The following is a 15,467-nucleotide window of genomic DNA, read 5'->3' as shown; positions in this document are numbered from 1 at the left end:
AAGAAGGTTATCAGTTCTTATTACCTGGTACTATCAGTTAAATCCTACGAAAGTCACTGATACTTTTCTTTTAGCATAAGGTTACAGTCATGTATGACTAATTTATTATTCAGAAAATTCGGTATTTTTATGCATGTTATTTTATAGTTACTTTCTATATAATGGTAATACACCGAGAATCAACCTAAGGTCGCTTGTCCAAAATCTCGACTTTAGGAGTGTGAAGAAAAGATGTTTTTGAACATTACCTTCGCTTTGTTGATTGGTGGGCTGGTCGGTGTCGTTGGACATATTCGGAAAGAAGGCAAAATGGTTAAACCCAGAAGGACAAAAAAATTCATCTATCTGGGGGTCTTTGAAGAGGTAATTATGGGGGCTTTAGCGGCTGTTTTTTTGGTCGTATCTTCAGATCCTGACTCTGCCTTAAAGGTAGTTCTACTGGCGGTGATTGCAGGATTTGGAGGAGATGCACTGCTGACATGTCTCGATTTCTTAAAAATAAGACACAAAGAATAGAGAGATGCAGAGAAATAGAAATTGGTTAAAACCTCGTTCATTTGAAAACGGGGTTTTTGCATTTTTTACATTAAAAACCCCTGACTTTATCAGCCAGGGGTTTTCATATTTTCTTAGTATATGCTCAGGTACTGCCCGCGCTCCCATGGATGCACTAGCGTACGGAACAACCCTCTGGCTTTGCATTTTTAAGCAAACTAATTATTAAATTGACTTCTTCATCCCACAATTACTACACTCTCAGCTAAAGCTATCGGGGTTCATTATATTACTATCGGCTATTGGGAATTGACTAAGAGTTTTCCCAGGAAGAACAAATTAGAAAAGCTTGCAGAGTTTTATGGAGTCACTTTTGAGGAAATTACTGAAGAAAATTATTAGAGCCCTCCTCGAGTGAGAAGCGCTTTTGACTTCTTCTTACTAAAGAAGCAGGATTATCATCCAAGGTGAATTTGTTGGTAACTATTGATGTTAAGCTATTTTACAGTATCTAGCAAAATAGGTCACCAATAACAGGAATATCTGAAACAAGATCACAGAAAAATTCGCCAACATCTCCAAACACATCTTCAAGAGCCTCGCCTATTTCTTCTAAAGCATATCCAAGATCATTTAATATACTTGCAACAATATCGTTCGTTACATCAAACACACTGTTTAGAAGTTGAGCAATGGCTTCAGCTGAAAAGGAAAAAGCATCTCTGAGAATCTGACTTATTTGCAACAAAGATGATTCGAAAACTTGTTGAAGAGCAGTCGCAATCTCGTTGAAAGCAACCCCAATCGCATTTAAAATTATAGCGGCTGCTTGAGCAGCCAATCCAAATACTTGTTGAAGAGCAGCCGCAATCTCGTTGACAACAAACCCGATCCCTTTTAAGATTTCAGCCGCTGCTAGGGCAGCTAGTCCAAATATTTGCTGAAGAGCAGCCGCAATCTGGTTGGCAACAAACCCGATCCCTTTTAAGATTTCAGCCGCTGCCAGGGCAGCTAGTCCAAATACTTGTTGAAGAGCAGCTGCAATCTGGTTGACAACAAACCCGATCGCTTTTAAGATTTCGGCTGTTGCTAAGGCTGCTAGTACAAATACTTGTTGAAGAGCAGCCGCAATCTCGTTAACAACAAACCCGATCGCTTTTAAGACTTCAGCCGCTGCTAAGGCAGCCAATCCAAATACTTGTTGAAGAGCAGCTGCAATCTCGTTGGCAATAAATCCAATTACTTTTAGGATATTCGCCGCTGCTTGGGCAGCCAGTCCAAATACTTGTTGAAGAGCAGCCGCAATCTCGTTGGCAACAAACCCGATTGCTTTTAGGATATTCGCCGCTGCTTGGGCAGACAATCCAAATACCTGTTGAAGAGCAGCCGCAATTTCGTTGGCAACAAACCCAATTGCTTTCAAGACTTCAGCCGTTGCTTGGGCAGTCAATGCAAATACTTGTTGAAGAGCAGCCGCAATCTCGTTGGCAACAAACCCGATTGCTTTTAAGATTAGTGACGCAACCTGAGCACCCAAACCGAAAACCTGTTGAAGCGCTTGAGCAACCTCCGTAACAACAAAACCGATGTCCTTTAAGATAGTGGCCGCAGCCTGAGCACCCAAACCGAAAACTTGCTGAAGCGCTTGAGCAATTCCAATTACATCAAACCCCAGCGATCTTAGAAGATTGGCAGTTTCCGAAACTCCTAAGTCAAATACTGTTACAATTGCACCTGCTACCTCGAGTGCAGTGAATGCCTCGTTGGTAAGAATTAAGGCACTTTGTTGGAAAGTTAAAAAAAACTCAGCATTTAATTGTTCTGCAATCTGCGTGGCTGTATCACCCTGAATATTTAACTGGCGGGCACGAATGACAGGATCGTTATCAATTCTAAATCTAATTGGAACGTTCTGATTATTAAGAAACGTATTTGGTGCGACCGTAACAACAACAGGGTCTAGTTCAATAGGTGAAAGTTCTACCCCATTTCGAGTAACTTCGTTTACCTCAACGAGAAATTGAACTTGATCTCCTGGTTGAACATTTCTTGCTCTCCAGTTAACTCTATAATTGCTTTCGGAATTTGCGAGAATTTCTAACTGATCGAGTGTAACACCTGTCGTCAGATTTTCTATGGTTACAGTAATATTGCCTTGAAGTGAGTTATCAAATGTACTTGGGGCAGGCGTACCGTCTCCTATCGGCGGTAACCAGACAAATGAAAGTCTAGGGTCTAACGAACCATTAAGGGACTGAAATGGTGATATTCTAATTGAGCTTTCTTGTTCCATTTTTATATCTCTCCTTTTAATTTATTGCTTACATGATTCAATATATGTAAAGGAGTTAAATTTGAAAGGGACAAGCTTCCTATGTACATTTTATTTTAGGTGCGTGTTACTGCCTGTTTTTTAAAAACTTACTTTGCTGTTAATGGATTTTTTGTTTTGCAAGTGGGAAGTTTTTCGTAAATATTCATTTGGTCTGAAATAATAAAAAACTCCAGTACAAAGAATAGAACTAAAATGGAAATTTTATTTTCCGATAAACTATATGAATGAGCTAAGGTGATGATTTTGCAGCTCTTCCGCGTTTTTATTATTCCGCAATCTTGCGCTTTTCTTTAATAAGAGGGCGTCTTTTTGTATTGCCCCAACACATTTAAGAGATTATATATTGTTAGGTAAAGAAAAGATTGTGAAGATTTCTACATAAACAAATCGGGGCATTACTTAAAGAACGGCTGCCGTTTTACAGCCATTCTTTTTATTCAACTATAGAGGCAGGTTAATTTAAAAAGAAAAAGGAAAAAATTAAATTTTGTAGGGTTGGGGCAATGATGATTCCTTTTATCGTTTTAATCGTGCCCTAAATATGTCCTTAAATAAGTTTATTGCTTTAAAATGGGCATTTTTCGGGCAAAGCAAAAAACATAACTATTAAAAAATTTCTGCCCGAATACAAAAACCCCTCAACACCAATGGTGTCAAGGGGGTTACTTTTTAATACATGCTCAGGTACTGCTCGCGCTCCCATGGATGCACTTGCGTACGGAACATATCCCACTCGATTTCTTTCGCCTCAATGAAATGTTCAAAAATGTGATCGCCGAGAGCAGAAACAATTACCTCATCTCTCTTTAGTTCTTCAAGGGCTGCTGCCAATGTAGGAGGCAGATCCTTGATTCCCTCTTCCTCACGCTCTTCTTTTGTCATGACATAGATATTGCGGTCCACTGGAGCAGGAGGAGTCATTTTATTTTTGATTCCGTCCAGGCCAGCTTTTAATAATACAGCCATAGCAAGGTATGGGTTTGCAGCAGGGTCAACGCTCCGCACCTCAACACGTGTACTTACTCCGCGGGAAGCAGGGATACGGATGAGAGGTGAACGGTTTTGTGCAGACCAGGCAACATAGCAAGGTGCTTCATAACCAGGAACCAGACGCTTGTATGAGTTAACGATAGGGTTTGTCACAGCTGTAAATGCAGTTGCATGGTTCACGATACCAGCAATAAAGTGGCGGGCATCATCACTTAATTGAAGATCGCCGGTTTCATTGAAGAATGCATTTTTTCCATCCTTGAAAAGTGAAACGTTGCAGTGCATTCCGGATCCGCTGACTCCGAATAATGGCTTCGGCATGAATGTCGCATGCAAGCCATGCTTGCGGGCAATGGTTTTAACAACTAGCTTGAATGTCTGAATTTGGTCACAAGCTGTTAAAGCATCCGCATACTTGAAGTCGATTTCGTGCTGGCCAGGTGCAACCTCATGGTGGGAAGCTTCAATTTCAAAGCCCATTTCTTCCAGCTCAAGTACGATATCACGGCGGCAGTTTTCGCCAAGATCAGTTGGAGCAAGGTCGAAGTATCCGCCATTGTCATTTAGTTCCAGAGTCGGTTCCCCTGCATGGTCAAGCTTAAAAAGGAAGAATTCCGGTTCAGGCCCTAAGTTAAAATCAGTGTATCCAAGGTCTTCCATTTCTTTAAGGATGCGTTTTAGGTTGCTGCGCGGATCGCCAAGGAATGGAGTTCCATCTGGATTATAGATATCACAAATCAGACGTGCCACTTTGCCTTTTTCAGCAGTCCAAGGAAATACTACCCAAGTATCAAGGTCTGGATATAGATTCATGTCAGACTCTTCAATGCGCACAAAACCTTCGATTGAAGATCCATCAAACATCATTTTGTTATCCAGCGCTTTTTCAAGCTGGCTGATTGGAATTTCCACATTCTTAATTGTTCCAAGGATGTCCGTAAACTGTAAACGGACAAATTTCACATTTTCCTCTTCTGCAATACGTTTAATATCTTCTTTAGTAAACTTTGCCAATGGTAGTTCCTCCCTTAAATTTACATGATTGATTTATTTTTTGCTCTGTTAATGCGTGCTCGGAAATCCAAGACATTATCAACGAGCTTAAAAACGACCTTCTTAATGGAAAAAGCGGTGGATGTTGCCCTGCCGGGATGAAGAGCGATTAAAACGCCCTGCCTGCACAATTTCCTTGCGAAGAAGTTTCCGGATTTCTTCATCCGATAGATCGCGTCTCGCTTTTTCAGCTTCTTTATTCATGGTTTCAGTTAGCGCTTGCTGTTCTTTAACGAAAAATAGCTGCTTGATCCCGGCCATATTTACGCCTTGATCAATTAGATCTTTGATTTCCAGAAGGACATCGATGTCGTTCAAGGAAAAAAGCCTTCTATTTCCGTCAGTTCTAGCTGGAGAAATTAATTGGTGTTCTTCATAGTAGCGAATCTGCCTTGCAGTCAAGTCAGTCAGCTGCATGACGGTACCAATTGGGAAAAGCGGCATGGAACGTCTAATTTCGCTTCCAGTCAACTTTTTCTCCCCCTTTTCAATTACTTCTTGAGTTTATTATATGTAATGTCAGAAAATGTGTCAATACCATGTTAGATTTTATGACATGATTTTTTCAAAAAATTTTTGCCTTTCATATTTTCATATAATTCTCAGTAAAGCAAAGGGACAGCTAACTATGTAGCTGTCCCTCTTATATTTACCTAATTTATTTGGACTAAACCTTTTTCCAGCAATTGGTTCAGCGCGATGCATACAGCCATTTTCACATGAGAATAAGTCAGCCCGCCCTGAACGTATGCAACGTATGGAGGCCTAATAGGTCCATCTGCTGTCAGTTCAATGCTTGCACCCTGAATAAAAGTCCCTGCTGCCATAATTACATCGTCTTCATATCCAGGCATATAAGCAGGATAGGCAGTTACATGGGAATTAACAGGAGATGCAAATTGAATCGCCTGGCAAAATGCCACCATTTTTTCTTTATCATTAAATTGGACAGATTGAATTAAATCAGTTCTTTTACTGTCCCATTTTGGATTAGAGTTCATTCCAAGCCGCTCAAGCAGTGCTGCTGTAAAAACAGCTCCTTTCAATGCCTGGCCGACAACGTGTGGAGCTAGGAAAAAGCCCTGATACATTTCCTGAAGGCTGTACAGGGACGCACCCGCTTCTGCACCAATTCCCGGGGATGTCATTCGGTAGGAACATGCTTCCACCCATTGTTTCTTCCCGACAATATAACCCCCAGTCTTGGCGATCCCGCCGCCAGGGTTCTTGATTAGCGACCCGGCCATCAAATCTGCCCCAACATGGCAAGGCTCCCTGTCCTCTACAAACTCTCCGTAGCAATTGTCAACAAAAACAATCACATCCGATTTAATTTCTCTTACAAACTGAATCATTTCTTCTATTTGTTCAATTGTAAAAGATGGTCTTGTTGCGTATCCTTTAGAACGCTGAATGCCAATCATTTTCGTGTTCGGCCTGATGGCTTTTTCAACCGCAGAGTAATTGATGCTTCCATCGTCATTCAGCGGGATGCTATTGTACCCAATGCCGAACTCTTTCAGCGAGCCGCTGCCTGTTCCCCGGATTCCAACGATTTCTTCCAGTGTGTCATATGGCTTGCCTGTTATGTACAGCAATTCATCACCCGGCCGCAATACGCCAAAGAGTGCAATGGAAATGGCATGAGTGCCTGAAATAATCTGAGGACGCACTAATCCAGCTTCCCCGCCGAATACTTCTGCATATATTTCCTCCAATGTATCCCTGCCGATATCATCGTAACCGTAACCGGTTGATGGAATGAAATGAGAATCGCTGACTTTGAAATTTTGAAAGCTCTTTAATACACGGAATTGGTTCTCATCAATCCGCTCATCAATGGTCTTTAATACTTCTGAAATTTGCTGCTCCACTTCTTTTACAATCGGCTGCAGCTTTTCTCCTTGTGATAACTGTTGAAACATGATGTTCTCCTAACTATACGGTATATTTCGTTAATGGTCCTGAGATCTGATGGTCTTCGAGGTAATAGCCCTTGCAGACGTAGAGTTCTTTGTCTTCATTAAAAGTCAATTCCCTCAGGATGGTTTCATTCTTGAGCTGTGACAGCAGTTTCCCTTCTGTCGATGGCACCTCAACATGGTAATGCTTCATCATCCCCAGGATCATCTGCTCGATTTTCCGTTTCAGCTCATTGCGGTCAATTTCTTCAAAGGCACTGATCTGAATTGTTTCTGTCCTGGCGGTCGGGACAAAATCAGGATGCCTTAAATCTCTCTTATTATATACCGTCAGCTGCGGTATTTTATCATTTTCCAAATCTTCTATTAGTTTATTGACTGTCTGCTCATGCTGGTAATAATCCGGATTGGACATATCAACTACATGAAGAAGTAGATCTGCTTCCTTTACTTCTTCCAGGGTGGAACGGAAGGCCGCAATCAGCGTAGTCGGCAAATCCTGAATAAATCCGACTGTATCTGTCACAAGTGTAATGAATCCGCTTGGCAAAATCAGCTTGCGGGTCATTGGGTCAAGTGTGGCGAACAGCTGGTTCTCTTCATAAGATTCTGCTTCAGACAGCCGGTTAAAAATCGTGGACTTCCCTGCGTTTGTATAGCCGACAAGCGCAATTTGGAATGCTTTGTTTTTCTTCCTCCGTTCACGATATCTGTCCCGGTGCTGCACAATGACGGAAAGCTGGGTCTTAATATCATCAATCCGGCGGCGGATATGCCGGCGGTCTGACTCCAGCTTGGTCTCACCCGGGCCCCTTGTGCCGATTCCCCCTCCAAGTCTTGAAAGCTGGACGCCCTGGCCTGACAGGCGCGGCAGCAGATACTGCAATTGAGCCAGCTCAACCTGCAGTTTCCCTTCTTTAGAGCGCGCTCTCTGAGCAAAGATATCTAATATCAGCTGTGTGCGGTCAATGATTCGTGCATCCAAATCTGCAGATAGATTTCGAACCTGGCTTGGTGAAAGCTCATCGTTAAATATGATAATATCTGCTTCCACTTCTTCTTGAAGTGCAGCCAGTTCCTCCACTTTTCCTTTTCCTATATATGTAGACGGATGAACCCGTACCCTTTTTTGTGTTACCGAAGCTAATACTTTCCCGTTGGCAGTCTCCGTTAAGGATTCTAGTTCTTCCATTGAATATTCAAACCGCTGATCATCTTCTTCAGTATGACAGCCGACAAGAATGACTTTTTCATAATCTGGCTTATGTTCCAACCAGCATCCCTCTTTCATATTCTTATTTTAATTGATAATAACAAAAAAACTGGTCAAATACTAATCTCATCGCTAATTGATAGGCCTTTGGACATTACGTTTAAAATGTGTAAAAAAGGTTGAATTTCTTTTTTTCCGTGTTAAAATCATATTGTTTGGAAAGAATTTACGATTGTAATTTACTCAGACAAAAATAGATTTAGAGATTTGCATCTTGAGGAGAAATGGCATATGACATGGGAAGTTTTAAGTATGATTGGCACTATTGCGTTTGCTGTCAGCGGTGCAATTGTAGCCATGGAAGAAGAATATGATATATTGGGTGTTTATATCCTCGGGATTGTTACTGCTTTTGGCGGCGGTGCCATCCGAAACCTGCTAATAGGTGTTCCTGTCTCTGCCCTTTGGGAACAGGGGTTATTTTTTCAGATTGCCCTTTTATCCATCACAGCAGTAATGCTGTTCCCGAACAACCTGCTCAAACACTGGCAAAAATGGGGCAATTTCACTGACGCAATTGGATTATCCGCATTTGCCATTCAAGGAGCATTGTACGCAACGGAAATGAATCATCCTTTAAGCGCTGTAATTGTGGCAGCTGTATTAACAGGAAGCGGCGGGGGAATAGTCCGCGATCTTCTTGCAAGAAGAAAACCGCTTGTATTACGATCTGAAATTTATGCTGTCTGGGCTATCCTTTGCGGCTTCGCAGTCGGACTCGGAATCACCTCAGCGCCGTTTGAACTTTATGCTTTGTTTATCATCATTACCGCTCTGAGGGTTTTATCTTACACATATAATTGGAAGCTTCCCGTTAAGAGGCTGGGGACAAAAGCATCGGCTTAAGCCGGTGCTTTTTGCGTTAAATACCAGCAAACTAACATACTTTATTGAAAGAAAGGGCTGGCATCAGATGTGTATTTGCAGATTTAAGCTGTTTGTTTGCAAGTTCATGCACTTTCTTTGCAAAATTTCCTATTTGTTTGCGGATACAGGTACTTTATTTGCAAGTATGCAATTTTATTTGCAGAGTTCACAATTCCCAAAAAAAGACCTGCTCATACCACGAGCAGGTCTCACTATATTATTGCTTTACATTCGCCATGATTGTATTTGGATCAAAGCCAATGACCCATTTTCCATTCACATTAATTTGAGGCACTCCCATTTGGCCTGTGGTTTCAACCAGTTTTTGTGCCTCTCTCTGGTCATTCTGGACATTAACCTCTTTAAACTCCAGCCCCTGCTGATCCAGGAAGTTCTTCACCATCGTACAATACGGACAAGTATTCGTAGTATAAACTGTAATTACATTCATTATACATTCCTCCTCCAGTAAAAAGACAATGCCAATGTTCATTGACACTGTCTATTTTATTACAATATCCCCTTAATCAGCTTCTTCAAACACCAAATCATTGCTCCTGATAGTCATAAGATCATGTTTGTCATAGCTGTTTTGCATTAACAGGCGCATGGCCTGTGCCCTGATAGATTTTTCAAGAATGTTTCGAATGTAGCGCCCGTTGGAAAAACTGTTGGGGCTGAGATTGGTTTTTACAAAATGCAAGTGCTCCCTCAGTTTCTTTTCGGATTCGTGACTTAAACTATACTCCCTTTCCTTTAGCATCCTCTGCCCAATTTCCATCAGCTGCTCTATCGAGTAATCAGGGAAGTCAACAACAAGGGGAAAACGGGAATGAAGACCCGGGTTCAGCGTCAAGAAATGATTCATTTCTCTGGAATAGCCTGCCAAAATCAGGATAAAGTCATGCTGTCTGTCTTCCATATGCTTGACAAGGGTGTCAATGGCTTCCTTGCCAAAGTCTTTTTCTCCGCCTCTCCCTAATGAGTACGCTTCGTCGATAAAAAGAATCCCGCCAATCGCTTTTTTGACCAGATCCCTCGTCTTTTGTGCAGTATGACCAATGTATTCACCGACAAGGTCGGCCCGCTCTGCTTCAATCAGATGTCCTTTTGACAGCACATTCATTTTTTGAAAAAGCTTGCCTATTAATCGGGCAACCGTTGTTTTACCTGTGCCGGGATTGCCTTTAAACATCATATGCAATGCTTGCTTTCCAGCTTTGAGACCGGCTTCTTCCCGTTTTTTATTCACATAAATCCAGGCATAAATCTCCTTGATCATTTTCTTCATTTCTTCCATTCCCACAAGAGCGCCTAGTTCTTCTTCAATTTCTTTGAGAGCTGTATGCTCAACCGGAATGACTTTTGGAGCCGCTTGGGATTCGGGAAGCTCTTTTGTGTATGTTTTACGCTTTTGTGAATTGAGCACGATGCTGATCTGTCCGTTATTTTTCAGGCGAATCGGCTGGTCCAAAAGCTATCACCTCACATTCTTAGCACAGTATACGCATAGAAGTAATCGTTGTGACAAAAGCCTATATGCATCCGCGAGATTACGGTTATTAGGCTAAAATACGACATGTTCCCGTCCATTTCAGCAATCAATGATGCAGGAGTGTCGGTTCTTGCGGTTTCCCGAGAAATAAGGTGAAACTTCCATCAGCTATGGCTATACTCCCTTTCGGCATGGCACAGAGTAATTAAGCCGTTCATAATGGACAAGGGAAACGGGCCCGCAGTCAGCTTGCCCTCATAGAAACAATAAATTCCCATACCTATATGTATTCAGATAGGGTCCATTTCATTAAATATTTTTGCCTTTCTTATCGCTCTGACATAAGAAAATAGCCCGCTTCATTCAAAGCGGGCTTTTCATCCTTACTGTGTTATATTCTATTGCTGGTTTTCTAAATCCAACTGAACATTGCGCTGGGGGACAAATGTTGAAATCGCATGCTTGTAAACAAGCTGCTGCTTTCCTTCTGATTCAAATAGTACAGTAAAATTATCAAAGCCTTTAATACAGCCTCTAATTTGGAATCCGTTTAATAAGAACACGGTACAATTCGTATTATCCTTGCGTAGCTGGTTAAGTACCTGATCTTGAATATTGATTGCTGATTTCATTATAATCCTCCTCTTTTATCTCTATCATTATGTATTCGATTTTATTTTCAGCTTTCCTTCAATATGAGCAGAAATTTCAGCGAATTTTTTTTCAAACTCATGAGGATCGACTGAATCGGACATATCAAACCATTCCACATTCATCTTGTTTCGAAACCATGTCAGCTGCCTTTTTGCATATCTTCTTGAATTTTGCTTCAGATTTCCTACGGCATCCTCCAGAGAAACACATCCATTAAAGTAATCATACAGCTCTTTATACCCGATGGCCTGTATAGACTGGCAATCCTTTAACCCCTGATCATATAGGGATCTCACTTCTTCAAGCAAGCCTTCCTTCATCATGATCTCAACTCGGAAATTGATGCGTTCATATAAGGTCTCCCGATCCATGGTCAACCCAATCAGTGCCGTATCATAAAGAAGTTCTGGATCCTGATTCTCCTGATACTGAGACATCGGTTTCCCTGTGCAATGGTAAATTTCCAATGCCCTGACCACTCTTCGAATGTTATTGGGGTGAATTTTTTCTGCACTATCAGGGTCTATGGCCAAAAGCTCCTTAAAAAGGGCATCGTTCCCTTCCCTTTCGGCGCGTTCCTCCAATGTTTTTCTGAATTCTTCATCTGAAGGCGCATCAGAGAATTGATAATCATAAATAACGGATTGAATATACAATCCCGTACCTCCAACGATCATTGGAAGTTTGCCTCTTGAAGTAACCTCTGTGATTTTGCTTCGGACCAGTTTCTGAAATTCAGCTGCCGAAAAAGGATCTTCAGGATATTTGATGTCAATTAGATGATGCGGTATCCCTTCCATCTCTTCCTCTTTAATTTTTGCCGTGCCGATATCCATGCTTTTATATATTTGCATAGAATCTCCGCTGATAATCTCGGCATTAAATCTTTTCGCCAGCAGAATGCTTAATTTTGTTTTTCCGACAGCTGTAGGGCCAATCAGCACTGCCAGCTTTTCTTTTTCAATCATCTGTTCACTGCCTTTACTGCCATTCTATTTATTATCCTAACATAAAGCAGGAAAATTTTTCAGGTATCATCTTACCATTCTTTTTACAAAAACAGAACATTTATGCATTATGAACAAGTTTTACCCATCCTATTCGACAATTTCCCTAAAATTTTCTTATAAAATTACATTTTATTAACGATTCCATAACAATTCAAGGCTAACCCCCAAAATCATGTTAATTTATTAGAAGGCTATATCGTGACAATATAAATTTGAAATTGGGTGAATAATTCATGATAAATACATCTGAAATTGGAATTGACTTAGGAACTGCTAATATTCTTGTATACAGCAAAACAAAAGGAATTATCTTAAACGAACCGTCTGTAGTAGCAATTGATACAGAAACGAAAAAAGTGTTAGCTGTTGGTAAAGAAGCAAAAGAAATGATTGGTAAAACACCAGGCCGCATCGTTGCCATCCGTCCGCTAAAAGACGGGGTTATCGCGGATTATGACACGACGACTGAAATGCTTCGCCAAGTTATGCGAAAAGCATCGAAAAAAGTCGGATTCGCGATCAGAAAGCCTAACGTGGTCGTATGTACTCCTTCAGGTTCTACTTCTGTAGAGAGAAGAGCTATTCAGGACGCAGTACGAAATGCTGGGGCAAAAAAAGTACATCTTATTGAAGAACCGGTAGCAGCTGCAATAGGGGCTGGCATGCCTGTTGATGAGCCCGTTGCAAACGTTGTTGTAGATATTGGCGGCGGTTCAACTGAAGTCGCCATCATTTCATTTGGCGGTGTTGTTGCCTGCCATTCCATCCGTATTGGCGGTGACAGACTCGATGATGACATTATTCAGCATGTTCGCAAAGAATACAATGTCCTTATAGGGGAAAGAACAGCAGAAAAAATTAAGATGGAAATTGGCTATGCATTAGTCGACCATGAAGAAATGACAATGGAAGTCCGTGGCCGGGACCTAGTGACTGGCTTGCCAAAAACAATTATATTGTCTTCATATGAGATTCGTGATGCAATGAGAGAAGCACTCCTGCATATTCTGGAGGCCATCCGTGCCACTTTAGAAGACAGCCCTGCCGAACTGAGCGGTGACATCGTTGACCGCGGAGTTATTTTATCCGGCGGCGGCGCCCTCCTTAATGGCATGCAGGATTGGTTATCCCAAGAAATTGTTGTGCCTGTGCACCTAGCTCCAAATCCTCTTGAATCTGTAGCGGTTGGAACAGGGGTTGCATTAAAATATATTGATAAGATGCATACATTGGTAAGATAAGGTTATAGATTAAGAGCATCCATTATACGAAATGGATGCTTTTTTTGTTTGGTATAGAAACGTTTTGAGCGATATTTCGTTTTTTATGAGCGAAAAGATAGTTGTTAGAGCGAAAATCCTGTTTTGTTTACATAACATTATTATAGTCTATAAATTAAAAACGCCGAACCACTCAGGTTCAGCGTCCCTCTCTTTCTACATTACCCGCTTAAACATTTTCTCCATTTCATAAGTCGAATAATGAATGATGATCGGCCGTCCATGCGGGCATGTGAACGGATCGGAGGACCTCCGCAATTCATCAAGCAGCGCCTGGATTTCATCATTGCGCAGATGGTGGTTCGCTTTAATGGAAGCTTTACAGCTCATCATGATGGCAGCTTCCTCGCGCAGTTTTTTAATATCGACTCTCTTCATGGCTAAGAGTTGTTCAATCATATCCTCAATGATTTCCTGTTCTTCGCCTTTTGGCAGCCATTGCGGGTGGGAACGGACGATAAAGCTGTTATGTCCGAACTGCTCCAGAAATACCCCCACTTTTTCAAGTTCGCCTTTGTATTCATCAATTTTAATATAATCATCCGTTGAGTATTCAAAGGTCAGCGGTATGAGCATTTCCTGCAATTCGCTTTCAACCTGGCCGACTTTCTCCCTGAAATACTCGTACTTGATCCGCTCCTGGGCGGCGTGCTGATCAATGATATAAAGGCCACGGTCATTTTGGGCAAAAATATAAGTCCCATGCATTTGCCCGATCGGATAAAGCGGGGGCACACGCGATGGCTCCTCTACCGTGGCAGTCTCTGCGAAAAACTGTTCCATTCCTGCAGCTCTCGGCTCTTCGGACTGGAATATGTGCGGATCCGCTTGAGGCAAATCTTCTGATGAAGGACTAAAGTCCATGGAAGGTGCATCCTGTAAGTCAGGAGTTTTTGCTGCTTGCGGTTCGGCTGGAGGACTTTGTGAGCTTTGCAGAACAGCTCTGTCCGAATTTTGCCGAACAGCCTCCTCCCTCGTTTCACGCACAAAAGAAGACACCTGCTCGCGCTGCTCCGGCAAATGATCCAGATTAAGAGCTGTCTGTTCCGACTTGGGCTTCAGGCTTTTCGGCTGTGTAAACCCGGAAGGAATCAGTTCCTCTATTTTAAATGCAGCCTTCAAAGCACCTGATACAAGCTCATTCAATTCATGTTCCTTGCTTAAGCGCACCTCCATTTTCGACGGATGGACGTTCACATCGACAAGGAGCGGATCCATATCAATGTTCAGGAGTACAATCGGGTAGCGGCCGATTGGCAGCAGTGTATGATACCCCTCCTGAATGGCTTTTGCCAATGAGTAATTCTTGATAAATCGTCCATTGATCATGGTGGAAATGTAGTTTCTTGACGCCCTTGTAATTTCCGGCAGTGCTGCATAGCCGCTGATTTTAAAATCAAGTGAGCTTGCTTCAATCCGAACCATCTTTTTCACGATATTAATTCCATAAATAGCTGCAAGCACCTGCCGGACATCCCCGTTTCCATTCGTCTGCAGAAGCTTACGCTCATTATGAATCAGGCGGATGGCGACCTCCGGATGGGCAAGTGCCAGCCTGTTAACCACATCTGTAATATTGCCAAGCTCTGTGTGAATCGTCTTCATATATTTAAGCCGTGCCGGAGTGTTGAAAAATAAATCCGTTACGGTCAGGTCAGTCCCTTTTCTGCCGGGCGCCTTTTCCATCACGTCCACTTTTCCGCCTTCGATGACGACGCGCGTTCCCGCATCGCCAGTTGAAGTTTTCATCTCAATTCTGGAAACAGACGCAATACTGGGCAAGGCCTCGCCACGGAATCCGAGCGTGCGGATGCGGAAAAGGTCATTTTCGTCTTTTATTTTACTGGTAGCATGGCGATGAAAGGCATTCAGGACATCATCTTCCTCAATGCCGTCGCCATTATCAATGATGCGAATTTTAGCCAGGCCGGCCTCTTCCACTTCAATTTCAATAATCGTGCTTCCTGCATCAATAGAGTTCTCCATCAATTCCTTTACCACTGATGCAGGCCGCTCCACCACCTCGCCGGCAGCAATCTTATTTGAAAGCGAATCATCGAGCTGAATGATTTTCCCCATCTCGTCACCCCCTG

General features: G+C 42.2%; 13 protein-coding genes. 3 read left to right on the top strand and 10 right to left on the bottom strand.

The window, feature by feature from the left end; all coding sequences use genetic code 11:
* Window positions 1-231: 231 nt before the first annotated feature.
* Entirely contained in the window at window positions 232-516 is a 285-nt protein-coding gene (locus tag NAF01_RS09720) for a DUF4257 domain-containing protein (protein WP_009330566.1), read from the top strand.
* A 490-nt stretch (window positions 517-1,006) separates the two neighbouring features.
* Here the strand turns inward: NAF01_RS09720 and NAF01_RS09715 are convergent, their stop codons facing one another.
* The 5 genes from NAF01_RS09715 to hflX all read right to left on the bottom strand — a co-directional run bounded on the left by NAF01_RS09715 (window position 1,007) and on the right by hflX (window position 8,086).
* On the bottom strand, window positions 1,007-2,788 hold the full coding sequence (locus NAF01_RS09715) for a phage tail family protein (protein ID WP_250802162.1): 1,782 nt from the start codon (window positions 2,786-2,788) through the stop codon (window positions 1,007-1,009).
* Window positions 2,789-3,499: 711 nt separating this feature from the next.
* A complete protein-coding gene (glnA, locus tag NAF01_RS09710) occupies window positions 3,500-4,834 on the bottom strand; it encodes a type I glutamate--ammonia ligase (protein WP_048008929.1) in 1,335 nt (444 codons plus the stop codon).
* Between the two features lie 102 nt (window positions 4,835-4,936).
* Entirely contained in the window at window positions 4,937-5,344 is a 408-nt protein-coding gene (locus NAF01_RS09705; protein ID WP_048008930.1) for a MerR family transcriptional regulator, read from the bottom strand.
* A gap of 182 nt (window positions 5,345-5,526) precedes the next feature.
* Window positions 5,527-6,798 carry a methionine gamma-lyase family protein gene (locus NAF01_RS09700; protein ID WP_250802161.1) on the bottom strand — a complete coding sequence of 424 codons (1,272 nt, stop codon included), beginning with the start codon at window positions 6,796-6,798 and terminating at the stop codon, window positions 5,527-5,529.
* Between the two features lie 13 nt (window positions 6,799-6,811).
* Window positions 6,812-8,086, bottom strand: a complete 1,275-nt coding sequence (gene hflX, locus NAF01_RS09695; protein ID WP_431189177.1) for a GTPase HflX — start codon at window positions 8,084-8,086, stop codon at window positions 6,812-6,814.
* Window positions 8,087-8,299: 213 nt separating this feature from the next.
* On the opposite strand from hflX, the gene NAF01_RS09690 reads away from it, so the two are divergent.
* On the top strand, window positions 8,300-8,914 hold the full coding sequence (locus NAF01_RS09690) for a trimeric intracellular cation channel family protein (RefSeq protein ID WP_250802160.1): 615 nt from the start codon (window positions 8,300-8,302) through the stop codon (window positions 8,912-8,914).
* 238 nt (window positions 8,915-9,152) lie between these two features.
* Here NAF01_RS09690 and NAF01_RS09685 read toward each other — a convergent pair whose 3' ends face one another.
* The 4 genes from NAF01_RS09685 to miaA all read right to left on the bottom strand — a co-directional run bounded on the left by NAF01_RS09685 (window position 9,153) and on the right by miaA (window position 12,052).
* Window positions 9,153-9,386 carry a glutaredoxin family protein gene (locus NAF01_RS09685; protein ID WP_197248106.1) on the bottom strand — a complete coding sequence of 78 codons (234 nt, stop codon included), beginning with the start codon at window positions 9,384-9,386 and terminating at the stop codon, window positions 9,153-9,155.
* A 72-nt stretch (window positions 9,387-9,458) separates the two neighbouring features.
* Window positions 9,459-10,409, bottom strand: a complete 951-nt coding sequence (gene spoVK / locus NAF01_RS09680) for a stage V sporulation protein K (protein ID WP_197214904.1) — start codon at window positions 10,407-10,409, stop codon at window positions 9,459-9,461.
* Between the two features lie 419 nt (window positions 10,410-10,828).
* Complete coding sequence (gene hfq / locus NAF01_RS09675) at window positions 10,829-11,062, bottom strand: RNA chaperone Hfq (protein ID WP_035330690.1); 234 nt, start codon at window positions 11,060-11,062, stop codon at window positions 10,829-10,831.
* A 27-nt stretch (window positions 11,063-11,089) separates the two neighbouring features.
* Window positions 11,090-12,052, bottom strand: a complete 963-nt coding sequence (gene miaA / locus NAF01_RS09670) for a tRNA (adenosine(37)-N6)-dimethylallyltransferase MiaA (RefSeq protein WP_250802159.1) — start codon at window positions 12,050-12,052, stop codon at window positions 11,090-11,092.
* Between the two features lie 275 nt (window positions 12,053-12,327).
* Here miaA and mreBH point away from each other — a divergent pair, with 275 nt between their 5' ends.
* Window positions 12,328-13,335, top strand: a complete 1,008-nt coding sequence (gene mreBH / locus NAF01_RS09665) for a rod-share determining protein MreBH (protein ID WP_197207308.1) — start codon at window positions 12,328-12,330, stop codon at window positions 13,333-13,335.
* 195 nt (window positions 13,336-13,530) lie between these two features.
* Here mreBH and mutL read toward each other — a convergent pair whose 3' ends face one another.
* Window positions 13,531-15,453 (bottom strand): DNA mismatch repair endonuclease MutL, encoded by a 1,923-nt coding sequence (gene mutL, locus NAF01_RS09660; protein ID WP_250802158.1) that lies wholly within the window; start codon window positions 15,451-15,453, stop codon window positions 13,531-13,533.
* Between the last annotated feature and the right edge of the window lie 14 nt (window positions 15,454-15,467).

Origin of the sequence: Cytobacillus firmus, from assembly GCF_023657595.1 — a bacterium.
In the GTDB taxonomy this organism is placed as follows: Bacteria; Bacillota; Bacilli; order Bacillales; family Cytobacillaceae; genus Cytobacillus; species Cytobacillus firmus_B.
This window is presented reverse-complemented; position numbering and strand designations above follow the sequence as displayed.